General features: G+C 71.5%; 21 protein-coding genes and 1 tRNA gene. 12 read left to right on the top strand and 10 right to left on the bottom strand.

Annotated elements, in window-relative coordinates; translation table 11 throughout:
• The 4 genes from der (at nt 1) to ACFQ7C_RS17505 (ending at nt 4,769) form a co-directional block, all read left to right on the top strand.
• The gene (gene der / locus ACFQ7C_RS17490) at nt 1–1,539 is read left to right on the top strand and encodes a ribosome biogenesis GTPase Der (RefSeq protein WP_378904132.1); all 1,539 of its coding nucleotides are present in this window, start codon (nt 1–3) and stop codon (nt 1,537–1,539) included.
• Between the two features lie 80 nt (nt 1,540–1,619).
• Nucleotides 1,620–2,522 (top strand): NUDIX domain-containing protein, encoded by a 903-nt coding sequence (locus ACFQ7C_RS17495; protein WP_378904135.1) that lies wholly within the window; start codon nt 1,620–1,622, stop codon nt 2,520–2,522.
• 121 nt (nt 2,523–2,643) lie between these two features.
• On the top strand, nt 2,644–4,266 hold the full coding sequence (locus tag ACFQ7C_RS17500; protein WP_378904138.1) for a LuxR C-terminal-related transcriptional regulator: 1,623 nt from the start codon (nt 2,644–2,646) through the stop codon (nt 4,264–4,266).
• 107 nt (nt 4,267–4,373) lie between these two features.
• The gene (locus ACFQ7C_RS17505; protein WP_378904141.1) at nt 4,374–4,769 is read left to right on the top strand and encodes a hypothetical protein; all 396 of its coding nucleotides are present in this window, start codon (nt 4,374–4,376) and stop codon (nt 4,767–4,769) included.
• Here the strand turns inward: ACFQ7C_RS17505 and ACFQ7C_RS17510 are convergent.
• The gene (locus ACFQ7C_RS17510) at nt 4,681–5,064 is read right to left on the bottom strand and encodes an RNA-binding S4 domain-containing protein (protein WP_378904144.1); all 384 of its coding nucleotides are present in this window, start codon (nt 5,062–5,064) and stop codon (nt 4,681–4,683) included. The genes ACFQ7C_RS17505 and ACFQ7C_RS17510 overlap by 89 nt on opposite strands.
• Complete coding sequence (locus tag ACFQ7C_RS17515; protein WP_378904147.1) at nt 5,061–5,738, bottom strand: lysoplasmalogenase; 678 nt, start codon at nt 5,736–5,738, stop codon at nt 5,061–5,063. The genes ACFQ7C_RS17510 and ACFQ7C_RS17515 overlap by 4 nt, the downstream gene beginning before the upstream one ends.
• 37 nt (nt 5,739–5,775) lie before the next feature.
• On the opposite strand from ACFQ7C_RS17515, the gene ACFQ7C_RS17520 reads away from it, so the two are divergent.
• Nucleotides 5,776–6,954: a low temperature requirement protein A gene (locus ACFQ7C_RS17520; RefSeq protein WP_378904150.1), complete on the top strand. Its 1,179-nt coding sequence runs from the start codon at nt 5,776–5,778 to the stop codon at nt 6,952–6,954.
• Nucleotides 6,955–6,997: 43 nt separating this feature from the next.
• Here ACFQ7C_RS17520 and ACFQ7C_RS17525 read toward each other — a convergent pair whose 3' ends face one another.
• The gene (locus ACFQ7C_RS17525; RefSeq protein ID WP_378904153.1) at nt 6,998–7,585 is read right to left on the bottom strand and encodes a GNAT family N-acetyltransferase; all 588 of its coding nucleotides are present in this window, start codon (nt 7,583–7,585) and stop codon (nt 6,998–7,000) included.
• Nucleotides 7,586–7,716: 131 nt separating this feature from the next.
• Between ACFQ7C_RS17525 and ACFQ7C_RS17530 the strand changes: the two genes are divergently transcribed.
• The 4 genes from ACFQ7C_RS17530 to ACFQ7C_RS17545 all read left to right on the top strand — a co-directional run bounded on the left by ACFQ7C_RS17530 (nt 7,717) and on the right by ACFQ7C_RS17545 (nt 10,924).
• A tRNA-Pro gene (locus ACFQ7C_RS17530) sits at nt 7,717–7,790 on the top strand.
• Nucleotides 7,791–7,937: 147 nt separating this feature from the next.
• Complete coding sequence (locus ACFQ7C_RS17535; protein WP_378904156.1) at nt 7,938–9,086, top strand: outer membrane lipoprotein carrier protein LolA; 1,149 nt, start codon at nt 7,938–7,940, stop codon at nt 9,084–9,086.
• A 10-nt stretch (nt 9,087–9,096) separates the two neighbouring features.
• A complete protein-coding gene (locus ACFQ7C_RS17540) occupies nt 9,097–10,080 on the top strand; it encodes an ABC transporter ATP-binding protein (protein WP_378904159.1) in 984 nt (327 codons plus the stop codon).
• Complete coding sequence (locus tag ACFQ7C_RS17545; RefSeq protein WP_378904162.1) at nt 10,067–10,924, top strand: ABC transporter permease; 858 nt, start codon at nt 10,067–10,069, stop codon at nt 10,922–10,924. Before ACFQ7C_RS17540 ends, ACFQ7C_RS17545 begins: the two co-directional genes overlap by 14 nt.
• 2 nt (nt 10,925–10,926) lie before the next feature.
• Here ACFQ7C_RS17545 and panD read toward each other — a convergent pair whose 3' ends face one another.
• Nucleotides 10,927–11,313, bottom strand: coding sequence for an aspartate 1-decarboxylase (panD, locus tag ACFQ7C_RS17550; protein ID WP_378904165.1), 387 nt, complete (start codon nt 11,311–11,313; stop codon nt 10,927–10,929).
• Nucleotides 11,314–11,409: 96 nt separating this feature from the next.
• Here panD and ACFQ7C_RS17555 point away from each other — a divergent pair, with 96 nt between their 5' ends.
• Genes ACFQ7C_RS17555 through ACFQ7C_RS17565 form a run of 3 tightly spaced genes read left to right on the top strand, consistent with a single transcriptional unit; the run spans nt 11,410 to nt 16,998 of the window.
• On the top strand, nt 11,410–12,882 hold the full coding sequence (locus ACFQ7C_RS17555; RefSeq protein WP_378904168.1) for a DUF3375 domain-containing protein: 1,473 nt from the start codon (nt 11,410–11,412) through the stop codon (nt 12,880–12,882).
• The gene (locus ACFQ7C_RS17560; protein WP_378904172.1) at nt 12,875–13,651 is read left to right on the top strand and encodes a DUF4194 domain-containing protein; all 777 of its coding nucleotides are present in this window, start codon (nt 12,875–12,877) and stop codon (nt 13,649–13,651) included. Before ACFQ7C_RS17555 ends, ACFQ7C_RS17560 begins: the two co-directional genes overlap by 8 nt.
• Nucleotides 13,648–16,998 carry an ATP-binding protein gene (locus ACFQ7C_RS17565; protein WP_378904175.1) on the top strand — a complete coding sequence of 1,117 codons (3,351 nt, stop codon included), beginning with the start codon at nt 13,648–13,650 and terminating at the stop codon, nt 16,996–16,998. Before ACFQ7C_RS17560 ends, ACFQ7C_RS17565 begins: the two co-directional genes overlap by 4 nt.
• Before the next feature lie 3 nt (nt 16,999–17,001).
• On the opposite strand, the gene ACFQ7C_RS17570 is transcribed toward ACFQ7C_RS17565, so the two are convergent.
• The 6 genes from ACFQ7C_RS17570 to ACFQ7C_RS17595 are packed head-to-tail and all read right to left on the bottom strand — an operon-like array spanning nt 17,002 to nt 24,861.
• Nucleotides 17,002–17,607 carry a GNAT family N-acetyltransferase gene (locus ACFQ7C_RS17570; protein WP_378904178.1) on the bottom strand — a complete coding sequence of 202 codons (606 nt, stop codon included), beginning with the start codon at nt 17,605–17,607 and terminating at the stop codon, nt 17,002–17,004.
• The gene (locus tag ACFQ7C_RS17575) at nt 17,604–19,706 is read right to left on the bottom strand and encodes a penicillin acylase family protein (protein WP_378904181.1); all 2,103 of its coding nucleotides are present in this window, start codon (nt 19,704–19,706) and stop codon (nt 17,604–17,606) included. Before ACFQ7C_RS17575 ends, ACFQ7C_RS17570 begins: the two co-directional genes overlap by 4 nt.
• A gap of 4 nt (nt 19,707–19,710) precedes the next feature.
• Entirely contained in the window at nt 19,711–21,498 is a 1,788-nt protein-coding gene (locus ACFQ7C_RS17580) for an IucA/IucC family protein (protein ID WP_378904184.1), read from the bottom strand.
• Nucleotides 21,495–22,082 (bottom strand): GNAT family N-acetyltransferase, encoded by a 588-nt coding sequence (locus ACFQ7C_RS17585; RefSeq protein WP_378904187.1) that lies wholly within the window; start codon nt 22,080–22,082, stop codon nt 21,495–21,497. The genes ACFQ7C_RS17580 and ACFQ7C_RS17585 overlap by 4 nt, the downstream gene beginning before the upstream one ends.
• Entirely contained in the window at nt 22,079–23,392 is a 1,314-nt protein-coding gene (locus ACFQ7C_RS17590; RefSeq protein WP_378904190.1) for a lysine N(6)-hydroxylase/L-ornithine N(5)-oxygenase family protein, read from the bottom strand. The genes ACFQ7C_RS17585 and ACFQ7C_RS17590 overlap by 4 nt, the downstream gene beginning before the upstream one ends.
• Complete coding sequence (locus tag ACFQ7C_RS17595; RefSeq protein WP_378904193.1) at nt 23,389–24,861, bottom strand: pyridoxal phosphate-dependent decarboxylase family protein; 1,473 nt, start codon at nt 24,859–24,861, stop codon at nt 23,389–23,391. Before ACFQ7C_RS17595 ends, ACFQ7C_RS17590 begins: the two co-directional genes overlap by 4 nt.
• Nucleotides 24,862–24,915 lie beyond the last annotated feature (54 nt).

Consider the following 24,915-nt stretch of genomic DNA (forward strand, 5'->3'; position numbering starts at 1 on the left):
ATGGCCGCCGACAACCACAACGAGTTCGACGAGTTCGAAGCCGCGGACGACAACCTCGCCGAGAACCTCGCGGACCTCGACGACGATCTCGCCGAGCAGCGGGCCGTCGCCCTGCGCGTCGGGCTCGACGACTACGACCTCGACGAGGAGGACGCCGCGCTGCTCGAGGGCATCGTCCGCGGCGAGGACGGCATCGAGTTCCTGCCGGCACTGCCCGTCGTCGCGATCGTGGGCCGCCCGAACGTCGGCAAGTCCGCGCTCGTGAACCGCATCCTCGGCCGCCGCGAGGCCGTCGTCGAGGACACCCCGGGTGTCACGCGCGACCGCGTCACCTACAAGGCCGAGTGGATGGACCGACGCTTCACGCTCGTCGACACCGGCGGCTGGGAGCCCGACGCCCGCGGCATCGACCGCTCGGTCGCCGCGCAGGCCGAGGTCGCGATCGACCTGTCGGACGTCGTGCTGTTCGTCGTCGACGCGATGGTCGGCGCGACCGCCACCGACGAGCACGTGGTGCGCCTGCTCCGCAAGGCGAACAAGCCCGTCTTCCTCGTCGCCAACAAGATCGACGATGCCCGCCAGGAGCCCGAGGCCGCCGCCCTGTGGAACCTCGGCCTCGACCAGCCGTGGCCGGTGTCGGCCATCCACGGCCGCGGCGTCGCCGACCTCCTCGACGAGGTCGTGAAGGTGCTGCCCGACGTGTCGGCGGTCGCCAAGGCCGAGGTCGGCGGTCCGCGCCGCGTCGCGATCCTCGGGCGGCCGAACGTCGGCAAGTCGTCGCTGCTCAACAAGGCGGCGGGCGAGGAGCGTGTGGTCGTCAACGAGCTCGCCGGCACCACCCGCGACCCCGTCGACGAGATCGTCGAGCTCGGCGGCAAGCTGTGGCGGTTCGTCGACACCGCCGGCATCCGCCGGCGCGTGCACCTGCAGCAGGGTGCCGACTTCTACGCGTCGCTGCGCACGTCGGCCGCGCTCGAGAAGGCCGAGGTCGCGATCGTCGTGATCGACGTGACCCAGCCGATCAGCGTGCAGGACCTCAACATCATCGACCTCGTGCTCGAGTCCGGCCGGGCGCTCGTCATCGCCTACAACAAGTGGGACCGCCTCAACGACGACGACATGGACGGCCAGGATCGCCGCCGCTACCTCGAGCGCGAGATCGAGCAGGACCTCGCCCACGTGGCGTGGGCGCCCCGCGTCAACATCTCCGCCCGCACCGGCCGCCACCTCGACAAGCTCGTGCCGGCGCTCGAGACGGCTCTCACGTCGTGGGACCAGCGCATCCCGACGGGCAAGTTCAACGCGTTCCTCACCGAGCTCATCGCCGAGCACCCGCACCCGCTGCGCGGGGGCAAGCAGCCGCGCATCCTGTTCGGCACCCAGGCGTCCACGCGCCCGCCGACCTTCGTGCTGTTCACGACCGGCTTCCTCGACCCCGGCTACCGCCGGTTCATCCAGCGCCGACTGCGCGAACTCTACGGCTTCGAGGGCTCGCCGATCGTCATCAACATGCGCGTGCGCGAGCGTCGACAGCGCTGACGCGAGGGGACGGATGCTGCGCCCCGGTCACGCAGAGACACGCCGACCGTGCGCGGCGCGGGGTGTGACAGGCTGGCAGGGTGACGATCGAGCCTCCCGCCTTCGGTGAGCCCCGGCGTCCGCACGGACCCCGCGACCCCGGGGACGCGTGGGTCGTGGCGCCGACCGGGGAGCGGTACTGGGGCCGGTTCGGGGCGGCAGGACTCCTCGCTGTCGACGCCGAGCGGGGCGTGCTGCTCCAGCACCGTGTGTCGTGGAGCCACTTCGGCGACACCTGGGCGCTGCCCGGCGGTGCGCGTCACGAGGGCGAGTCCGCGTGCGACGGCGCGCTGCGCGAGGCCGCCGAGGAGGCCGGCGTGCCGGACGCCGCGGTGCGTCCGCGAGTGCTGAGCGTCTTCGACCTCGGCTACTGGAGCTACACCACCGTCGTGGGCGACGTGGTGGTGCCGTTCGAGCCCACCATCAGCGATCCCGAGAGCCGCGAGCTCGCCTGGGTGCGCGTCGACGAGATCACCGGATACCCGCTGCACCCCGGCTTCGCGGCCTCGTGGGAGCGACTGCGGGGCCTGCTCGGCGTCCGGCCCGCGGTCGTCGTCGACATCGCGAACGTCATGGGTTCGGTGCCCGACGGCTGGTGGCGCGACCGCCCCGGTGCGGCTTCCCGGCTCATTGCCCGGATCGCCGAGCTCGACAGGCACGGCGTGCCGGCGTCCGCGCTGGACCTGCCCGAGCAGACCTGGTACCCGGAGTGGACCGCTGTCGTCGAGGGGCAGGCGCGCGGGGTGGAGGATGCCCCGGGGGTCGGGGTGGTGCGTGCCGAGGCATCCGGTGACGACGCCATCGTCGCCGCGACGGAGCGAGCCGTCGCCGCGGGCCGTGCGGTGACGGTGGTCACGAGCGATCGCGGGCTCTCCGAGCGCGTGGCGGATGCCGGAGCCGCCGTCCGCGGCGCGCGCTGGCTGCTCGACCTGCTCGAGGACTGACGGCGGCGGGACCACCGATCGCACCGCCTTGCGAAGCCCTCCGGAACGGCGGTACCTTTCCCGCAGCATTCGACGGGCGCCCGCGACGACCGAGGTGGCGCGCGACCGGGGTGGGAGCGGCATGATCTCCTCCAGCGATCTCGACGCCGGTCGCGCCGCAGCGGCCGACCGGCGCTGGGCGGACGCCTGGGAGCTGCTCGCCCGCGTGGACGCGCGTGACGGTCTGGAGGCGTCCGATCTGGAACTGCTGTCGACTGCAGCCCTCCTCCGCGGCGAAGCGCAGGCATGCGTCGACGCGCTTTCGCGCGCCTACTCGGCGCACCTCGCCGCGGACGACAATGCGGGCGCCGCGCGTTCGGCCGGGTGGCTCGCGCTCGACCTGATCGAACAGGGGGACTTCACCAACAGCGTGCTGTGGGCATCCCGTGCGATGCGGATCGTGGGGGCCATGGCGGAGCCCGGCGCGCTGGCCGGGTTCGTGCGGATGGCCCCTGCCGTCGGCCAGCTCGGCAGCGGAAACGCCGCCGAGGCGGTTCATGCGTTCGAGGAGATCCTCGCGATCGCGCAGCGCGAGGGCGACCGCGAACTCGCGACGTTCGCGCGACTGGGCTTGGGCAAGTCCTTGATCGAGTCGGATGCCGTCGCCGAGGGCTTCGGCCGTCTCGATCAGGCGATGGACGCGGTCGCGGCCGGCGACGTCGCTCCGGTGCCGGCCGGCGTCATCAGCTGCGGCGCCATCTCCGACGCCGTCCTCGCCTTCGACCGCGAGCGCGCGACCGCGTGGACGGAGGTGCTCGGGCAGTGGTGCGAGGGACAGCCCCAGCTCATCGCGTTCAGCGGACAGCGTCGCGCGATCGAAGCCGGACTCCTCCTGATCCGCGGGGCGTGGTCCGAGGCGTCCACGGCCGTGGAACTCGCGCTCTCGCGGTTCCGGGCGGGAGACTACCGAGCGATCTGGGGTGCGCCCTACCAGTTCGCGGAGCTCTCGCGCCTGCGCGGGGCGTTCCACTCCGCCGAGGAGTCCTACCGCCGCGCGGGCGAATCCGGATGGGAACCGCAGCCGGGCCTGTCGCTGCTCCATCTCGCCCTCGGCCGGACGCGGCGGGCGCAGGACGAGATCCGCCGGAGCGCCGCGGGTGCCGACCCGATCACCCGCAGGTTCCTGCTCCCTGCGCTCGTCGAGATCGAGGTCGTTGCGGGAGATCACGAAGCCGCTCGTCGTGCCGTCGAGGAGCTGCGCGACGCGAGCAGGCGGGCCTCCACGACGATGCTCGAAGCCACCGTCACCGCTGCGGACGCGCGGGTGCTGCTCGCTGAGGGGCGCGTGGCGGACGCGCTCGAGGCGGCCCACGCCGCCGTCGGTGCGTGGGGTCTCGTCGGAGCGCCGTACGAAGTCGCCCGGAGCCGCGTGCTCGCGGGCCGCGCCCTCCGAGCGGCGGGCGACTCGGAGCGGGCGCAGCAGGAGTTCGATGCGGCCCGCACGGTGTTCCTCGCCCTCGGCGCGGAGCCTGCCGTGGCGGACCTCGCGGCGTTGGCGGGCGATCGCCGCACCGGCGTGCTCACCCCTCGCGAGGTGGAGGTGCTTCGGCTCGTGTCCACCGGCCTCACCAACCGCGGGATCGGCGCCAAGCTCTCCCTGAGCGAGAAGACGGTCGCGCGTCACCTCGCCAACATCTTCGGGAAGCTCGGCATCACGAGCCGCGCCGCGGCGACGGCCTACGCCTACGAGAACGGCCTCGTCTGATCGTCGACCGGCGCTCCGTCTGCACAGAATGACCCATGCGCCCGGGCGGGAGAAGATGCGCGCTTCGCCCGACGCGGCGCACAGACGCCGACGCCTACCGTGTGGCCATGGACATCCCGCTGATCGCCGGCACGGTCTCGACCGTCGTGTTCGCGGTCAGCAACCTGCCGATGCTCGGCAAGGCGCTGCGCACGCGCGACGTCTCGTCCTACAGCCTGCCGAGCATCGTGATGATCAACGCGGCGAACGTCGTCTACTCGCTCTACGTGTTCACGCTTCCCCTCGGCCCGGTCTGGGCTCTCCACACGTTCTACCTGATCTCCTGCGCCATCATGCTCGTGCTGTGCCTGGCACAACGGCGCGCGGGGATCCGGCGTGCGGCGCCCGACAGCCCGCGCCCGGAAGCCGTCGCGATCAGTGCTCGTCGCGCCCGCGAAGCCGGTCGATCTCGCGACGTTCGCGCTTCGTCGGGCGGCCTGCGCCCCGATCGCGCTGCGCCATGATCGGTGTGGGGTCGCGCGGGGGAGTGCGGTCCTCCATGGCGGTCGCGACCAGCGGTGCGCCGACCCGCTTCGAGATCGGCTGACGAACGACGAGCATGCGGTCGAACCCGTCGATGCGGACCCGCACCTCGTCGCCGGGCTTCACCGCCTGCGCCGCCTTCGCGCGCTCGCCGCCCACACGGACGTGCCCGGCGCGGCAGGCCGTCGTCGCGGCCGACCGCGTCTTGTAGATCCGCACGGCCCAGAGCCAGGCGTCGACGCGGACGGACTTTCCCGGGGTCGAGGCATCCGTCATGCCATCACCACCGGGGTCTGCATCTCTCGACGCGCACGCACGCTCACCAGCACGCCCACCGCGATGAGACCCTGGCCGAGGCAGTACGTGAGCATGACGAGCGGGCTCGTCCAGTCGGGCATCGCGTCGGGGGTGAAGAGCCGGAACGCGAGCACCGAGTCCGAGGCGAGGAAGAACACCCCGCCCCACACGACGAGCGGATGACAACGGGATGCTGCCACCGCCGTGCCGCCGAGCACCAGACCGTAGACGGCGACGGCGATCGACAGCGCGCCGAGGTGCGGCCACAGCACCGCGAGGAGCACCACCCACCACACGGCGTACACCGCCGCCCAGAGCGGCACGCGACGCACGGCCAGCATCCGCCAGAACAGCCAGATGTAGCAGAGGTGCGCGAGGCCGAAGAAGAGCAGCATCATCGGCACCGTCGGCAGCCACGGCACGAACGTGCCGGCGCCGTCGCCGAGCCACGAGAGGACGATCGCGGCCACGAGGAGGGTGTGCGCGGGCGACCACCGGGATCCCCACGCGCCCCACACGACGGCCAGCCCGAGCAGCGGCATGAGGGCGAGCTTCGTGGGTGCGGCGACCGCATCCGAGCCGACGGCGAGCGCCGTGATGTGCACGATCGACACCGCGATGTACGGCACGAACCCGATCCAGAGCCGACGCATGATCCTCCTCGATACGCAGGGCAACCATAATCGTCGCATGACCGATGTGCTGGCTCGGATGGGCCTCGTCCGGATGTCCGCACGCGATACGGGCGCGCCGCACCGCGTGGCGACCCCACTGGAGCTGCTGTTCGACCTGGTGTTCGTCGTGGCCGTGTCGCAGGCGTCGCAGAACCTCCACCACCTCATCAGCGAGGACCACGTGGGCCAGGGCGTGCTCGCGTACCTCATGGTGTTCTTCGCGATCTGGTGGGCGTGGATGAACTTCACGTGGTTCGCCTCGGCATACGACACCGACGACTGGCTGTATCGCGTGCTCACCATCGTGCAGATGGGCGGGGTGCTGGTCCTCGCGGCGGGCGTGCACGACGCCATGGTCGACTTCGACTTCCTCGTGGTCACGTGGGGCTACGTCATCATGCGATTGGCCATGGTGGCGCAGTGGCTGCGGGCCGCGGCATCCGATCCCGAATCGCGCCGCACGGCGCTGCGCATGGCCCTCGGCGTGACCGTGGTGCAGGTGCTGTGGGTGGCGCGCATCTACCTGCTCGATGAGACGGCGCAGTTCTGGACGTTCTTCGTGCTCGTCGCGCTCGAGCTGCTGGTGCCGGTGTGGGGCGAGGCGTCCGGGCGCACGGCGTGGCACCCGCACCACATCGCCGAGCGCTACGGACTGTTCACGCTGCTGCTCCTCGGCGAGAGCCTCCTGGCCTCGGCGAACGCGATCATCGACGCGCTCGCCGAAGGAGAGCACGTCTCGGAGCTCGTGACGCTCGCGATCTCGGGGATCGTGGTGACCGCGGGGATCTGGTGGGTGTACTTCGCCCGCGAGCAGCAGCATCGGCTCGAGGGCAGGAAGTCCGCCTTCCGCTTCGGCTACCTGCACTACGTCATCTTCGCGGCGGTCGGCGCCGTGTCGGCCGGCGTCGAGGTCGAGATCGACGAGATCACCGGGCACACCGAGATCTCGCCCGAGATCGCCGGGCTCGCCCTGACACTGCCGATCGCGATCGTGGTGGCTGCGTCGTGGGTCGTGCTGCTGCGTTCGTCGCTGTCGCGTTGGGCCTCGGCGGCTGTGCTCACGGGCGCCGTGGTGATTGCGCTGGCCGGTCTGCTGCCGTCGGGGGAGTACGTCGTCGCCGCCGCACTCCTGGTGGGGGTCGTCGTGGTGCTCGAGGTCGACCGGGTGCGACGGCAGCCGGCACCGGTGCATTGACGCGAACGGATGCTGCGCCCCCGGGAGTCGCCCGGGACGCGGGTCAGCTCGCGAGATCGAGCGAGACGATCGCGAGGTGCGGCTTCGGCCGAGCCACCTCGCGGAACCCGGCCTCCTCGAACGTCGACAGCACGCCGTGGAACAGCTCGTTCGAGGGGATCTTCTTTCCGGCGTCGGGGTCGAGGGGGTACGCCTCGATCACGCGGGCTCCGTTCATGCGCGCGTAGTCGATCGCCGCGTCGAGCAGCTTCGCGTTGAGACCCTGGTTGCGATGCTCTTTGCGCACGACGAAGCAGCTCACCGACCACACTGATTCGTCGTCCCACGGTTCTTCGGAGGCACCGGTGAAGTTGCGCGTGCGCCCAAGGCGCACCTGCTTCGTGCGCGGCCCGACGCGCACCCAGCCGGCCGCTTCGCCGTCGACGTAGGCGATGAAGGCCGGGGGAGGCCCGGCATCCAGCTCGTCGCGCAGCAAGCCCTCGCGCTGCTCGAGGGTCGTCTTCTGCCACTCGGCGTTCGTGATCATCCACCACTGACACTGGCAGCCGCGCCCGTCGCCACCGCCGCTCAACGCGTGCTGTGCGTCGTCGAAACGATCTGCCCTGGCCGGTTCGATGGTGATGTTCGCCATGTCGCGACGCTAATGCGCACCACCGACACCGGCAAGCGATCGACGGATGCCACGCCCGGGCGCACGTCGGTTCGCGAGCCCTCTGTGGAGCGGGTAGGATGGGGGAGTTGTCCGCGCGCAAGCGGGGGCATCGGGATGTGGCGCAGCTTGGTAGCGCACCTGACTGGGGGTCAGGGGGTCGCAGGTTCAAATCCTGTCATCCCGACAGCAAGGTCCCGGAAACTCAAGGGTTTTCCGGGACCTTTTCGGTTGTGATGTGTGGTCGCGGTCCTCGCGATGGTCATGGCGGAGCACCCTGAGTGTTGACCGTGACCCCTGCGACGAAGTACCGCGAGCGGCGTAGCCTGGGCGCATGGGCAGTCCCCGCCGCGTGCTCGACCGGCGATCTGTGTGGTGGACCTCGGCGATCGTCGTGCCGCTCGTGGCCGCGGCTGCGATCGTGGTGCCGATCGCGGCGAGCGGCGCCGTCGACCTGCCCGACAAGAGCGTGAAGGAGCTGATCGAGTTCGCGGGTGCGAGCGAAGTCGATGCGCTCAGCGGCACGATCGAGCAGACCTCCGAGCTCGGGCTGCCCGACCTGGGCACCCTGACCGGATCGAGGGATGGGTCCGAGGGCGGACCTGACGACGGGTCGTCGCCGGCCGATCTCGACGACCTCATCTCCTTGGCCACCGGCTCGCATACGGCCAAGGTGTACCTCGACGGAGAGAGCGCCCGCCTGCAGGTGCTCGACCAGCTCGGGGAACGCAACGTGTATGTCGACGGGGCCGCAGAGGAGATCTGGTACGTCGACAGCGAGACCCAGACGGCGACGAAGCTGAATCTCCCCGCCGGCGCCCCGAAGGATCGAAGCGACCCGGACGACACGCTTCCCACCCCTGACGAGGTGCTCGACCAGGCGCTGGCCCGGCTCGATGAGACCACCGATGTCACGGTCGGCACGGATTCGCGCGTCGCCGGGCGCGACGTGTATGAGCTCATCCTCGAGCCGCGCACCCCGGATACGCTGGTCGGCGACGTGCGCGTCGCCATCGACGGTGAGAACGGCGTCGCGCTGGCGGCATCCGTGACCGCCCGTGGCGCGAGTGCGCCCGCCTTCGAGGTCGCCTTCACGCAGGTCGACTTCTCGGCGCCCGACTCCGCCGTGTTCGCTTTCGAGCCCGGCACCGACATGGCGGTCACCGAGAAGGATGTCGCGCTGCCCGGTGGTCAGCACGATCACGATGGGAAGAAGACGGATGCCGCCGCCGCGGTGATCATCGGGGAGGGCTGGTCGGCTGTGGCTGAACTGCCCGGCGCAGCCGAGACCGGCGAGCAGGGCGCGTTCGCGGGGCTCGACGCTGAGCAGCTCGCGATGCTCGAGAGCATCACCACCGCGGTCGACGGCGGGAGGGCGGTGCAGACGGCGCTGATGAGCGTGCTCTTCACCGACGACGGCCGGGTGCTCGTCGGGGCGGTGCCGGCATCGCGCCTGGTCGAAGCCGCGCAGACCGGTCGCTGACGGAACGCCGGTGACCACGCCGACTCCGGTGAAACCGACCGCGGAGACGGAGCTCTCGATAGAGACCTCGGGTCTCACCAAGCGCTTCGGCGCGCAGACCGCCGTCGACGCGGTCGACCTCGCCGTGCCACGGGGTGCGGTGTATGGATTCGTCGGGCCGAACGGCTCGGGCAAGACCACCACGATCCGGATGCTGCTCGGGCTGCTGCGCGCGACCGACGGCCAGGCCCGAGTGCTCGGTTCGCCGATGCCACGCGCCCTCGACACGGTGCTGCCACGCGTGGGAGCACTCGTGGAAGGGCCGGCGTTCCTCCCGTTCCTCACCGGAGAGCAGAACCTGCACCGGTTCGACGCGGCGGACCGGCACTCGTCGCGTCGCACGCGGGAGTCGCGGGTCGGCGCCGCGCTCGAGCGCGTCGGCCTCACGCATGCCGCGAGGAAGAAGGCGCACGCCTACTCGCTGGGGATGAAGCAGCGACTCGGTCTCGCCAACGCGCTGCTGATGCCGCGAGAGCTCCTCGTGCTCGACGAACCGACCAACGGGCTCGACCCGCAGGGCACCCGTGAGGTGCGCGCGCTCATCCGCTCGTTCGCAGCCGACGGCACGACGGTCTTCGTCTCGAGCCATCTGCTCGCCGAGGTCGAACAGCTCTGCAGCCACATCGGCGTCATGAGCGGCGGCCGCCTCGTGGCACAGGGGACCCTTGAAGAATTCCGCCGTGCGGGGGCACGCGCGCGCGTGCAGATCCGCACTCCCGACTCCGCGGCCGCGCGTGCCGTGCTCGCCTCGCTCGGGTTCGAGATCGACGCGAGGGACGCGGCATCCGATCTCGATCTGGTGACCGGGGCGATGCCGGACGGTGCCGCGCCGGAGACCATCGTTGCGGCGCTGGTCGCTGCGGACGTGCGCGTACGCGGGTTCGAAGTGGTCAGCGACAGCCTCGAGCAGCGGTTCGTGGCGTTGACCGGGGAGGGTTTCGATGTCGTCGCCTGAGGTCGCGGCACCGATCTCGCGCGCGGGGTCCGGCACCCGCCCGCTGCTCGGCAATGAGCTGGCCACCCAGTTCGGGCGATGGCGCACGTGGGCCATGCTGACCGCGCTCGCGCTCATTCCCGTCCTGCTCGGCGTCGCGGTCCGACTCGTCGGCGGGTCCCGTCCCGGGCGCGGCCCCGCCTTTCTCGACCAGATCACCGACAACGGGCTCTTCGTCGCCTTCGCGGCGCTGACCGTCGCGGTGCCGCTCTTCCTGCCGCTCACCGTGAGCGTCGTCGCCGGTGATGCGATCGCCGGTGAGGCCGGTCACGGCACCCTCCGCTACCTGCTGACCGCTCCCGCGGGCCGAGTGCGACTCCTTCTGGTCAAATACCTGGCAGCGGCGGCGTTCTGCGTCGCCGCCACCCTCACCGTGGTCGTGGTGGGTGCGCTCGTGGGATCGATCCTCTTCCCGCTCGGCCCCGTCACGCTGCTGTCGGGCGCCCAGGTGTCGTTCGGCGAGGGGCTGCTGAGGCTGCTTCCCGTCGCCGCCTACGCATCGGTGTCGCTCTTCGGCCTGGCGGCGATCGGACTGTTCCTCTCCACGCTCACCACGGTCCCCGTCGGGGCCATGGCGGCAACTGCGATCCTGGCCGTCGCCGCGCAGATCGTCGGGGCGATCCCGCAGCTGGACGCGGTGCACCCCTGGCTCTTCACGGACATGTGGCTGGACTTCGGCGACCTTCTCCGTTCGCCGATCGTCTGGGACTCGTTCGCGAGGAACGCGTTGCTGCAGGGCGGCTACATCCTGGTCTTCGGCGCCGCCGCGATCGCTCGGTTCACCACGAAGGACGTGCTCTCGTAAGGTCAGCCCGCGGCCGTGAGCACGCGCAACGCGCTGTTCGCCCGCGCACCGGTCGTCGACTCGTCGATATTGACCACGACGGGCTGGTGCTCGAGCACCTCTTCACGCTCGTACTGGGCGTACGACATCACGATGACGACGTCGCCGGTGTGCACGAGACGCGCGGCGGCGCCGTTGATCTGCATCACGCCGGTGCCGCGCTCGCCGGCGATCGTGTAGGTCTCGAAGCGGGCGCCGTTGTTGACGTCGACGACATGCACCTGCTCGTGCTCGACGATGTCGGCGAGGTCCAGCAGGTCGGCGTCGATCGTGATCGAGCCGACGTAGTTCAGGTCGCTGCCGGTGACGGTGGCGCGGTGGATCTTCGACTTGAGCAGGGTGCGACGCAAGGGAACTCCGTGGGTTCGTGGATCGAGTCCAATAATACGACCCACTCCGGCGGCCCGAATCGCGGCGCCGACTGCGCCCCGGGTAGGCTGGGATCGATGGGGAACACTCGTGCCGAGGCGGCATATCTGCGCTCACTCGCGGCGTTCCGAACCCCCACCCTCGATCTCCTGCATGGTCGCTACGCGCCCTTCGTGGTCGCGGCTCTGTCGATCGTGTTCACCGTCGACCGCCCGTCGGTCGAGATCTCCGACGCGCACGCCGAGGTCGCCGAGATCCTCGACGAGCTCCGCGCTGCGGGGTACGACGAGGGCGATCGCACCCTCCCCGTCGGCACCGCCCGCGAGATCTGCCGCTACTGGGTGCGGGTGGGATGGCTCGTTCCGCAGATCGACGGCGACACCGAGGTGTATCGGCTGACCGCCCACGCGGTCGGCGCGCTCGAGATCACCGGACGGACAGCCGGCGGCCGGACTCGCGTGTCGAACTCGCGCGTCCGCACGCTGCTCGAAGCGGTCGAGCGGCTCTCCGACCACGCCGAGACGGATCCCGCCGTACGGATGGCCCGGCTCATCCAGGAGCGCGACGCCCTCGACGCCGAGATCGCGCGCCTCGAGCTCGGGCAGTCCGAGCCCATCGACGACGAGCAGCTCCTCGAAGAGGCCGAGAACGTCCTGCACCTCGCGCGCGAGCTGCCGGCGGACTTCACCCGCGTCGCCGAGTCCATCAAGGCGATGCAGCGCGATGTCGTCGCCGACCTGCGTCGTGACGTGCGCCCGACCGGCGAGGTGCTGCGCGAGTACCTGCAGCGCGGGCAGCACGTCATGCAATCCACCGCCGAGGGCCGGGCGTTCGCCGGCGCCCTGCGGCTGATCGGCGATCCGGAGCGCATCGACAGCCTCACCGAGCAGCTGCACACGCTGCTCGCGCAGCCGTTCACACGCCTCATGGACGCCGAGCAGCGCAAGGAGCTGGACGCGATCGGCCGCAGGGTCGAGCTCGGCGTCGAGGAGGTGCTCACCGCTCAGCGTCGCGCCTCGCGCGTCATCACCGGACAGGTCCGCACCCACGACCCGATCCGCGACAGGCAGGTCGACGATCTGCTGCGCGACGTCATGTCGGGGCTCCAGGCCTGGACCCGCAGCTCGTCGTTCGACGCCGCGGTCGACCCGCTGCGCAGCCTGCCGATGGCCGACATCGGTCATCTGCGGCAGTCGGTGAGCGACATCCGTCCACCCGGCGCACCCGCTCCGCTCACCGCCTCGGACGAGGACGCGGAATTCACGGATGCCGACACCCGCGCGTGGGGTGGACCCCGGTATGCCGAGCTCGAGGCGTACGTCGCCGGTCTCGGCGACGAGTTCGATCTGGGCGACGCGTTCGAGGGGGCGGACGACGCCGCGCGACGCCCGGTGGACCTCGTGGGCCTCCTCGAGATCGCCCACCGCAACGGCATGACCGAGGGCGACGAGGTCTCCGTCGTCGAAGCCCTCCGCCCCGACGGCACGACGCGACGGTTCGCGTTCGGAGCCGTCACCGCCCGCACCGCGAAGGAGCCCGACGATGACTGAGACCGCCACGCAGAGCGATCTCGATACCCGCGATCTCGACGCCGGCGACGCCGCCGCGAGCGAGGGGTTCATCGCTCCGGCCGCGATGGAGGACGACCTCGACGAGCTCTTCCCCGGCGACCGCGGGGTGCTCGACCCGGCGGTGCGGCGCGTCTTCGTCCACGTCCTGCAGCGGCGGTTCCTGCTCGCCGACCGCAACCGCGACGAGTGGACCGTGCTGCTCGACAACCAGCAGCTCATCGAGTCGCGCCTCAACGACCTGTTCGTGCGGCTCGTGGTCGACCACGATCGCGGCGTCGCGTACAAGCAGCAGGTGCGCTCCGACGAGCTCGAGATGCCGATCCTGCTCCGGGATGCCGCGTACACGCGCTCCGAGACGCTCGTGCTGGTGCACCTGCGCACCGTCTATCAGCGCGAGTCGGCGGCGGGGGAGCCGGCGGCGCGCGTCGACATCGAGGACGTCGAGCAGACGGTGATGAGCTACTTCGTCGACGCCGACGGCGACACGGCTCGCCGCCAGCGGTCGATCCGCAAGGCGATGGACCGGCTGGCGCGCGACGGCATCGTCGATGAAGAGACCACGGGCCGGTTCCGCATCAGCCCGCTCGTCGAGATCGTGCTGAGCGCCGAGAAGCTGCGCGAGCTGCGCGATTGGCTGCGCACGCAGTCGGATCCGGCGGGCGCTGAGGGCGCAGCATCCGTCGCCTCGGTGGATGTGTTCGACGATGCCGAAGAAGACGAAGAAGAACTCGAGGAGACCGCGCTGTGACGATGCTCGACACGCTGTTCGGGCTCATCCCGGCGGCATCCCGTGGGCAGCAGTGGCTCGCCGAGGACCTGCAGCTCGTCAACTGGGGCGGCTACGACGGCGCGCACCGCGTGCGCTTCTCGCCCGAGGCGACCCTGCTGTGCGGCGGGTCGGGGTCTGGCAAGTCCACGCTGATGGACGCGTACATCGCGCTGATGATGCCCCACACGACCCCGTTCAACGGTGCGTCGAACGGCGGCGTCACGGGGCGTCCGCGCGGTGACGAGCAACGCAACATCCTGTCGTACGGGCGCGGCAAGCTGGACGAGTCGCGCACCGAGGACGGCACGAAGATGCGCGTGCTCCGCGGCGACGGCGAAGACACGTGGACCGCCGTGGCGATGACCTGGATCGACCACGACGGGTCCCGCTTCACCGCGGTCCGCGCGTGGTACATCCCCGCCGGCGCGCGCGTGCTCGAAGACACCGTGAGGGTGCGCGCGACGACCGACCGCGCGTTCGACCTGAGCTCCCTGCAGCAGGCGGCCGCGCTGCGCCTCTCCGACCTCGCCGTCAAGAACGCCGGCCTCGACCCGGTGGGAACCGATCGCGAGTTCTCGGCGAGGCTGCACGCGGTGCTCGGGATCGGCGCAGCCGGTGCGGGGGCCAAGGCGATGAGCCTGCTCGCCCGCATCCAGGCCGGCCAGCAGATCACCACGGTCGACGACCTGTACAAGCGCCTGGTGCTCGAGGAGCCCGAGACGATGACCACGGCCGACGCCGTCGTCGCCCACTTCGACGGGCTCGAGAGCACGCGCACGCGGATGCTGACCGCGCGTCAGCAGGTAGGCGCCCTCGAGCCGATCCGCGAGCTGCGGGAAAAGATCGCGGCGGCGGCCGACCGCGTGCAGCTCATCGACGAGGTCGGCGAGTTCTCCGACCCTTCGTCGCTCGCGACGCTGTGGCGCGCGGACCGGCGGCTGGGCCTGTTGCGCGAGGTCGAGACCGAGCTGCGCGACCGCAAGAACGCGGCCGACAGCTCTTTGCGCGAGAACCGCGCGCTGGCCGACGCGGCCGAGGCGGAGCGCGACGGCCTCGTCGAGGTGCTGCGGCTGTCGGGCGGGGATCGCCTCGAGACCGCGCAGCGGGAGCTGCGCGAGGTGGAGCGACGCCTGACCGCGACGCAGAGCCGGCGCGCGGCGCTCGAGGCGGATCTGCGCGCGATCGGCGAGGAGGCGGCCACGCACGCGGAGTTCACCGCGCTCGTGGATCGTGCTCGTGCGAGGCTCGCCGACCGCGACGCGAAGGGCGGCGCCCGGGCCGAGTACGCCGAGGCGATCTCGGCGGAGAAGTCCGTCGCACGCGAGATCGCGGAACTGGAGGCGGAGGCACGACGCGCGACCGGCCTGAAGGGCAACATCCCGCGGGCGCTGCACGAATCGCGCGAGCTCGTGGCACACGCGGCCGGGATCGATGTCGAGGACCTGCCGTTCGTCGGCGAGCTGATCGAGGTGCGCACGGAGTTCGAGCCGTGGCGGGAGGCGTTCAACCTCGCACTGGGCGGCTTCGCGACGACGCTCCTCATCGATGTGGAGCATCTCGGCCGGTTCCGTACCGCGATCGACTCGGTGCGCACTCCCGTGCGGCTGCGCTACGAGGGCGTGCACACCGGACTGGACGAGGTCGACCTGCACGACACGACCACTCTGCCGGGGCGTCTCGACTACCAGAGCACGCCGTTCACGGGCTGGCTGCAGGAGCGCCTCGACGACCGCTTCGGCTTCGTGTGCGTCGACTCCGCCACCGGCCTGTCGCGCCATCGAATGGCCCTGACGCTCGCCGGCCAGATCTCGCAGGGCAGCCGCGGCGCGCACGGCGGCCACGGGCGTGAGAACGTGCTCGGCTTCTCCAACGACCGACGCCTCGCCGACCTCGCGCGGCAGCTCGACGAAGCCCGCGCGCGGCTCGCAGGCGCGACCGAGACCCGCAAGCGGGCGGACGCGGCCCTGGATGCCGTCGACGAGCGCATGGCGGTGTACGCCAAGGTCGGCGATCTCACCTGGGAGCAGGTGGACGTCGCCTCCGTCATGGCCGAGCGCGACCGATGGCTCGCCGTTCAGGACGACGTGACGGCATCCAATCCCGAGATCGCCCGCGTGCAGGGGCAGATCGCCGCTGCCAAGGGCAAGGCGGCGCGCCTCCGCGAAGAGATCGCGCGCACCACCGTCGAACGGGAGCAGATCGAGTCGCAGTGGAGCGACGTCATCGACGACGTCGACTCGGATCAGACGGTGGTCGACGCGGCCGAGGACGCGGGACGGATGCTGCGCCCCGACCAGAGCGCGTTCCTCGACGACCGCTTCAGCCTGGCGAAGAGCGCGCGGCCGGAGAGCGCGTCGGACGCCCTGGCCGCTTTCGTCGCCGCGCTCACGACCGCCGCGCAGCGCCTCGCCGAGGACCGGCGCGCGGCGGCCGACGCGCTGGAGCAGCAGCGCGACAGCGTGCGGCGCATCATGGTGGGCTTCCTCGAGCGCTGGCCGAACCCGAACCTGCTGCCGGACCCGGACGAGTCGATCGACGATTTCGAGCGCATCCTGGCGGCGCTCGAGACGAGCGGACTGCACGAGCTCGAGGCCGAGTGGCGCGACAGCCTCCTGAAGCTGTCGGGCAACGACCTCACCAACCTCGACTCGACGCTGAGCCGGTCGATCCGCGAGATCCGCGATCGCATCGAGCCGATCAACGAGATCATGCAGGACCTGCCGTTCTACGACGACGACCACCGCCTGCAGATCACGACGCGCGAGAACCAGTCCGAAGCCCGTCGACGGTTCCGCCGTGAGCTTCGCGACGTGCGCGCGCTCATCGAGGCGGCGTCGACCGACGAGGAGCGCGAGCAGGTCTACCGCCGCATGTCGCGGCTGATCGGCCACATGCGCCGCACCGCGCCCGATTTCGGCGATCTGATCGACGTGCGCAACCACGTGCGGGTGAGCGCGGAGCGCGTCGACGCGGCGACGAAGCAGCACGTCGCGCTCTACGACCACATCGGCGAGAAGTCCGGCGGCGAGTCGCAGGAGCTCATCGCGTTCATCGTCGGCGCGGCCCTGCGGTACCAGCTCGGCGACGCGGGCGCTGCGCGCCCGCGTTACGCCCCGGTGTTCATGGACGAGGCGCTCATCAAGGCCGACGCCCACTTCACGAAGCGCGCGATCGGGGCGTGGCGGGGCCTCGGCTTCCAGCTGGTGATCGGTGCGCCGAACGACAAGTACAGCGCGATCGAGCCGCACGTCGACGTCGAGTACGACATCCTCAAAGACACCCGCGGGCGTTCCTGGGCGAAGCCCAAGGTCGGACTCCGGGCCTGAGACCTACGCTCCCGCGCCGCTCGACTCCCACGCCGCACGCGTGAGGTACGCGAGCTGCCCCGACTTGCCGGGCAGCTCGACCTGCGGGCCGAGGGCGAACCCGAAGAGGCGGGCGCGCGCGACGGCGCGGTCGTTGCCGACGTCGGGCTCGATCACGATGCGATCCACGGCGGGCTGCGAGAACAGGAACCGGGCGAGCGCGTGCCCGACGCGGGTGGTGAAGCCCGGCGCGGGTGCGCCGCGGTCGCCGAGGAGGAAGTGGATCCCGACGTCGCCGGGCCGCGCGTCGTACACCTCGCCGAGCGGGTCGTTCTCGGGCTCGTACGTCTGCAGCAGCACGATCGGCAGTCCGTCGCGCCGGATCAGGAAGGCGTGATGGGTCGAGAGCCCGTCCACGTACGCGTAGAGCTCGCCGAGCTCCGCGGGCGCGAGGTCGCCGAGACCCCAGAACCGGGCGGTGGGCGCGGTCACCCAGCGGTGGATCACGTCGAGATCGGCCACGGGGTCGAGCACCGCGACCTCGATGCGGCCGAGGGCAGCGTCGTCGGCCGTGTGCACGACGGCCCCGGCGGGACCGCTCACGAGGCGGGAGGTGGTGAGGGGGGTCATGCGACTCCTGTCGGGGCATCGGGGCGGAGGCGGGCCCAGTCGGTCACGACTCGCCGCGGCTCGACGTCGGTCCACCCGGTCAGCTGATCGGCGAAATGCGGTGAGGCCGGATCGCCTGCGGCGCCGAACGGCACGCTCCAGAGGCTCTGCTCACGGTCGGCGAGATCCCACGCCCAGCGGGCGACCGATCCGCGCCATGCCCGGTCGGTGACACCGGGTGTCGAGCCCGTGCAGCGCACCGCGTCGCCGTCGCCCGACAGCGGCACATCGAGGCGCGCGCCGGGATCGGCCGCGCCGGGGACGTCGGCGAGCACGTGCAGGGGGAGCAGGCGGTGCGTCGCGCCCCACTCGGCGGCGCCCGCCGCGTCGTCGAGTGCGGCAGCAGCCAGCCCGCCGACGTCGTCACGGAGCGCGGGATGTGCGAGCAGCCGCGCCAGCGCCGCGGCGACCTGGCCGGTGACGCCGAGCCACGGGTCGAAGATCGCGCCGAACCCGTGCGGGGTGTGCAGCGGCCGCAGCGCGGAGTGCGCGGCGACCCGGCGCACGAGGGCGTCTCGCCATGCGGCGAAAACGCCGGCGGCGGCGGATGCTGCCTCCATCCGTCCGTCCCACTCGAGAAGCGCGTCGCGTACCGCGGCGGCGGAACCGGGCAGCGGCCCGCGCGGCAGGAACGGGAGCAGCGCGGCGGCGGACCCGCTCGCGGTGTCGCCCCAGACGGGAACGAACTCGGCGACCGACCGCGGACGCAGCTCGTCGAGAAGCACGCCGATGCGCTCGGCGCGGTGCGACGACGAGTACGCCCACCCGAGTCCGATCTCGGTCCGCGACGGCCGTTCGTTCGCATCGATCGCCGTATCCGCCACCCCGACCGTGGCGGCGTTCACTCGATCCGCCGCGACCGCCGCCGACTCGGCGCGCAGCGGCAGCCGGCGCTCGGCGCGGGGGCGATCCGGCGTCACGCCGACGGTCGCCGAGAGCACGGCGCCGCCGCGATCCGCGGCGAGCACGCGATTGACCGGGTCGACCCAGCGCCCGAACGCGGTGACGACGTCGTCGGCGGAGCGGGACCGCAGCAGGGCGAGGAGTGCGCCCGCGCCGAGGTCGGCGTTCGTGCGCGCAGCCATGCGGACGCTCCACGCGACGTATTCGTCGCCGTCGGCGCGGAGCTCGGTCACCACCGTGCCCCGTTCGGTCTCGAGCGCCTCGACCTCGACCGGATCGCCGCCGCGGACCACGATCACCGAGCGCTCGACGTCGACGCCGCGCCAGCCATCCGTCCCGAGCGCCTCGTAGCCGCCGGACACCCGTCGCAGCCGCTCGCGGAACACGTCGACGCTGTGCGCCATCGCGTTCGTCACGCCCCACGCCGCGTCGCCGGTGTGGCCGAAGTGCGGCACGCCCGGCACTCCGGGGAACGCGAGGCCGACGACGTCGAACTCGTCGCACGCCAGTCGCACCTGCTGGTACACGCCCGGCAGCTCGAACATGCGGTGCGGGTCACCCGCGAGCAGCGGCATCCCGCTCGCCGTCCGCGATCCGTGCAGCGCCCACGCGTTGCTGCCCGACGTCGGCAGCGCCTCGTCGCCTCCGTCGCCGTACCCGGCGAGCACGTCGACCCACTCGTCCCCGAGAGTCGACGCGACGTGCTCGCGCCACAGGAGGAGCGGGAACGTCGAGAAGAGCGCGTGCGCGACATGGAGCACGCCGAGCGGATCGTGGTCCGCCCACGGCTCGAGCGGGCGCGTGTCGCCGAAGACGTCGTCCAGCGCCCGGAACTCGGTCGCACCCGCGCCGACCGACGCCATGCCACGCCGAACCCCCTCCGCATAGCGCGTGACGAATGCGCGGGTCTCAGCATCCGTTCCCTCCAGCGCCCGGCGGGCGGTGTCGTCGAGCCGTGCCCGCCGCGCGAACACGTCCCACGCCAGGCCGGCCGCGCCGATCAGCTCCGACAGCCGTCCTGCCGCACGCAGCCGGTCGACCTCGATCTGCCAGCCGCGGTCGCGGGCTGTCACCTCTCCCTGGGCCTCGGCCAGGTCCCCGACGTCCGTCGCGCGGAGATGGGGGATGCCGAGGTCGTCGCGATAGACGTCCGCCATGCCGTCAGACTCCCACAGGCTCCCGCGTCCGGGCCGTCCCGGCGCGCGAACGCGCGACGGGGTTCCCGAGCGTGCCCGCGTACATCAGCGAGGCCGACTGGTCGGTCAGGTCGACCATCTGCAGCGTGTTGCGCAGCTGCAGGCGGTTCAGGCACGAGTGCGCGAACGCGTCCGCCCGCAGATCCACGCGGGAGTCGAGAGACGGATGCTGCGCCTCGTGCTCCTCGATGATCTCGGCGGCGATCCGCCAGAACACGCTCTCTGGCAGCGTGCCGTCCGTGTGCAGGATCCCGGCGAGGTGCCGCAGCACGCCGTCGAACACGTCGGTGAAGATCGCGAGCGCCTTCTCTTCGTCGTCGACCGGCGACACGATGCGGCGCACCTCCTCGGGCACCGCCCGATCGGCGAGCAGGGCGACCTCCTCGCCGATGTCCTTCATGAACACGCCGGTGGGGATGTGCTCGTCGAGGATGAGGATGAGGTTCTCGCCATGAGGCATGAACGCGAGGTCGTGCGCGAGCAGGCAGTGCACGAGCGGACGCAGGTAGACCCGCAGGTACGCGCGCAGCCAGGCGTCGGCCGGGATCCCGGATGCCCGCACGAGAGCCGTCGCGTACGAGCGTCCGCTCGCATCGCGGTGCAGCAGGGAGGCCATCGTCGCGAGTCGCTCGCCCGGCGCGATCAGCGGCACCGGGCTCTCGCGCCAGAGCGCGGCGAGCATCTTGCGATGGGCGGACGGCGTCGGCGTGCGGTGGTAGGCGTCGCCGGTGTACCCGATCGACGCGCGCTCGCGCAGCACGCGGAAGCCCGACTCGCGCAGCGTCGCGTCGCCGGCGACGAGGTCGGCGACCCAGTCGTTGATGGCGGGGGTCACGCGCATGTACGCCGGCGACAGCCCGCGCAGGAACCCCATGTTCTGCACCGCCAGCGCGGTCTTCACGTAGTGGCGGTCGGGGTGCGTCGCGTTGAGCATCGTGCGCACCGACTGCTGCGCGCGGTATTCGTCGTCGCTCTCGCCGATCAGCACGAGGTCGCGGCGGGCGATGTCGGGCGCGAACGTGATCGCGATCCGGTTCTCCCACTGCCACGGGTGCACCGGCAGCAGGTGGTAGTCGGCAGGGTCTTCGCCGAGCTCCGCCAGTCGCGCCGCGAAGCGCGCATGCTCGGCGGGCGAGAGCTCGCCGGAGACGAGGGATGCCTCGTTCAGGCCCGCGCCGAGCGCCAGATGCGAGCGCGACCGCCGTGCGGCGAGCCAGACGAGCCGGAACGGCCGGCCCGCCTCGGGGGAGTAGGCGGCGTGCGCCGAGACGCCGAAGCCGATGCGTCCGTTGTTGGCGACGAACCCGGGATGCCCCTCGGTCATCGCCGACTCGATGGTCTGGAAGTCGGCCGTGATCAGCTCGCCCGACGACGGTCCGCCCTGGGAGATCTTGAACGCCGCACTCGCGAGGGTGGACGCGATCTCCTCGAGGTAGATCGGCAGCAGCTGGTCGGACAAGCCGAGCACCGGCTGGAATTCGAGGATGAACGCCTGCGCGTCGAGATCGGCGGGTGCGCCTTCGACCACCCGGTGCAGGCTCGCCTCGTCGACGACCCAGTGCTCGAGCTCGGTGCGGACCGCCTCGAACCGGTACTCGGCGTCGGCGTCCGGAACGACGATGCGCCATCCGCCGGTGATCGGCTCGGGGGCGAGCAGCCGCTCATGGCTGAACTCGGCGATCGCCTTGGCCACGAGGTGGCGCTGGGCATCGGCGAGGTGCGAGGGGGAGAGGTGGGCGGCGAGGGCGGTCATGCGGGGATCCCTGTTCGTGCGAGTTCGGGCGCCGCGACGGCGGCGAGTTCGGAGCGGGCGTGGTCGTCGCGCGTGCAGACGGAGAGCACCGCGGTCTTCGTGTGGTCGCCTTCGTCGATCGAGACGTAGCGGAGCTCGGTGAAGCCGGCGCGGAGGTTCTTGCAGCGGATGCGGTCGTTGCGGGCATCGGGCTCGACCACGACCCGCTCCGCGCCGAGCTCGTCGAAGCACCACGCCATGACGGCGGCGAAGACGGCGTCGGTGAGGCCGTGGCGCGGCTCGTCTCCGGGCGGCGCGACGAGCACGTGCATGCCGAGATCGCCGGGGAGCGGATCATGGATGCCGCGCAGCAGCACCTGCGCCGGGTCGTACGTCTCGGCGAAGAAGGTCGGTGCGCCGTCGACCAGGCCGAGCCACCCGTCCTGATGCGGGTCGGCCACGACGGAGGCGAGGTAGTCGCGCACGTCGTCGACGTCGAGCCCGCCCATGCCCCAGAACGCGGCGTGCGGATCGGCGAGCCAGCGCTGCAGCACCGGGGCGTCGCGGTCCGGGTCGGCCCCGATGATCGAGGTCGCGAGCGTCATCGCACCGCCCCGACCGTCGCGGGTGCGTCTGCGGGCACGCCGAAGTCCTGGAAGGCGATGCGACGCTCGATCGGGTAGACCTCGCGCCCGGTGATCGCGGAGAGGATCGACGAGTTGCGCCATGCGCCGAAGCCCAGGTCGGGCGCGGTGAGGCCGTGCGTGTGCTCCTCGCCGTTCTGGACGAACACGCGGCCGAGCCCGCCGTCGACGCTGTAGTCGCGGGCCACCGCGAGCCGGCCGAGCACGTCGTGGTCGAGGCGGTCCGCGATCGGCGCCAGGAAGGGCGGCGTCTGGGCCGCGTAGCCGGTGGCGAGCACCAGCGACGCGGTCTCGCGCTCGTGCTCGCGGTCGAGCTGCGCGTGGCGGAGCCGCAGCCGGTAGCGGTCCCCGTCCCACGCGGCGGAGGTCACCTCGGTGTCGGTCAGCAGCGTCGTCGGCACGGGGCCGTCGGCGCTGAGCCGGTAGAGGGTGTCGTAGATGTCGTCGATGAGGTCCGCCGAGATGCCCTTGTACAGGCTCCGCTGCTCGCGCCCGAGGTGCTGGCGGATGCCGATCGGCAGCGCGTGGAAGTGATCGGTGTACTCCGGCGACGTCATCTCGAGCGTGAGCTTGGTGTACTCCATCGGGAAGAACCGCGGCGACCGGGTGATCCAGTCGATGCGGTAGCCGCCGTCCCGCGCGTCCTCGAGCAGGTCGCGGTAGATCTCGGCAGCCGACTGCCCGCTGCCCACCACCGTGATCGAGCCCGACGCACGCAGCGCGTCACGCTGGTCCACATACTCCGAGCTGTGGATCACCGGGCCGTCGAGGCCGCGGAGGGCGGGAGGGATCACCGGCTGGGTGCCGACGCCGAGCACGACGTGCCGTGCGCGCAGCTCGCTCTCCTCGCCGGTGTCGGTGCGCATCGCGCGCACGACGTAGGTGTCGTCGGCGGGGTCGTGCTCGACGGCGATCACCTCGTGGTTCCAGCGCAGGTTCGGCAGCTGCGCGGCCGCCCACCGGCAGTACGCGTCGTATTCGGTGCGCAGCGCGTAGAAGCTCTCGCGGATGTAGAAGGGATAGAGCCGGCCGGTCTGCTTCAGCCAGTTGACGAACGAGAACGGCGAGGTCGGGTCGGCCATCGTGACGAGGTCGGCGAGGAACGGCACCTGGATCGTGGCGCCCTCGATCATCATGCCGTGGTGCCAGCGGAATCCGTCGGCGCGGTCGAGGAACACCGCGTCCAGTCCGGTCGGCTCGGCCAGGCATGCCAGCCCGAGGTTGAACGGGCCGATCCCGACGCCGACGATGTCATGCACGCGCGCGCTCACGCGGACGCCTCCGCGCCGGCCAGCGCCTCGTCGAACGCCGGCGCGATGCCGGCGAGCGTGGTGGCGGCATCCTTCACCATCACGAGGATCCGACGGATGTCGTCGAGCGTGGTCTCGGGATTGAGCAGGGTCAGCTTGAGACAGGGGCGCCCGTCGATGACCGTCTTCGCGACGAGCGCGCGACCCGACTCGAACAGCACTCGGCGCACGCCCGCGACGAGACCGTCCCGCGTGCCGTCGTCGACCCCTTCGGGTCGCACGCGGAACAGCACGGTGCTGAGCTGCGTCCGGCCGACGAGCTCGAGCTCGGGATCGGCGGCGATCTCGTCGCCGACGGTCTCGGCGAGGTCGATCACCGTGTCGAACATCTCGCCGATCCGGTCGGCGCCCAGCGCGCGCAGCGTGACCCACAGTTTGAGCGCGTCGAAGCGGCGCGTGGTCTGCAGCGACACGTCGACCTGGTTCGGCTCGTCGTTCTCGAGCGGATTCAGGTAGTCCGCGTGCCACGCGCCCGCCGCGAGATCGCGCGGCTCGCGCACGAGGATCGCGCTCGACGACACCGGCTGGAAGAAGCTCTTGTGGAAGTCGACGGTCACCGACCGCGCGCGCTCCACGCCGGCGAGCAGGTGCCGGCGGCGCGGCGACACGAGCAGCCCGCATCCGTAGGCCGCATCCACGTGCAGCCACACGCCGTGCTCGTCGCAGACGTCCGCGATCGCGGCGACCGGGTCGATCACACCACGGTCGGTGGTGCCGGCGGTCGCGACGACAGCCATCGGAACACGACCGGATGCTGCGGCCTCGCGCACCGCGGAGGCCAGGGCCGCGGCATCCATCCGTCCCTCGCCGTCGCCCGGCACCTCGATGACGGCGTCATCGGCGAGCCCCAGCAGCAGCGCCGACTTGCCGACGCTGAAGTGGCTCGACGCCGTCGCGAAGACCACGAGCCGGGCGAGCGCGCGCGGACGCGGCAGGGGAGTGGTGGCCAGCGCGGCCTCGCGGGCCAGCAGCAGGGCATGGAGGTTGGACTGCGTCCCGCCCGAGGTGAAGACGCCGCCGCCGGCGGTGAAGCCGACCCGCTCGGCGGCCCACGCGATCAGGCGCCGCTCCATGAGCGTGCCGACGGCGGACTGGTCGTAGGTGTCGACCGACGTGTTGACGGCCGCGAGGACGGTCTCCGCGGCGACCGCGGGCAGGGCGACGGGGCAGTTGAGGTGGGCCGCGTACGCCGGGAGGTGGAACCACACCGCGTGCTCGAGGAAGAGCTCGTCGATCTCGCGGATGGCCTGCGGTGAGCCCACGCCGTCGCCGTCGAGTCGCACGTCGTCGACGAGCTTCTGGAGCTCGGTGCGCGAGGCGCCCGAGAAAGGCTGCGTCGTCGTCCGGAACCGGCCGGCGACGTGAGACGAGGTCTGTGCGATGAGGGAGCGGTAGGTGTCGGCGCTGGAGCGCGAGAGCAGGTCGACCACGGAGGGGGACTCCTTCAGTTAGGGTTGCCTAGCCTAACTAAGTCGATCTTGGCG

The organism is Microbacterium sp. NPDC056569, assembly GCF_042793475.1.
In the GTDB taxonomy this organism is placed as follows: Bacteria; Actinomycetota; Actinomycetes; order Actinomycetales; family Microbacteriaceae; genus Microbacterium.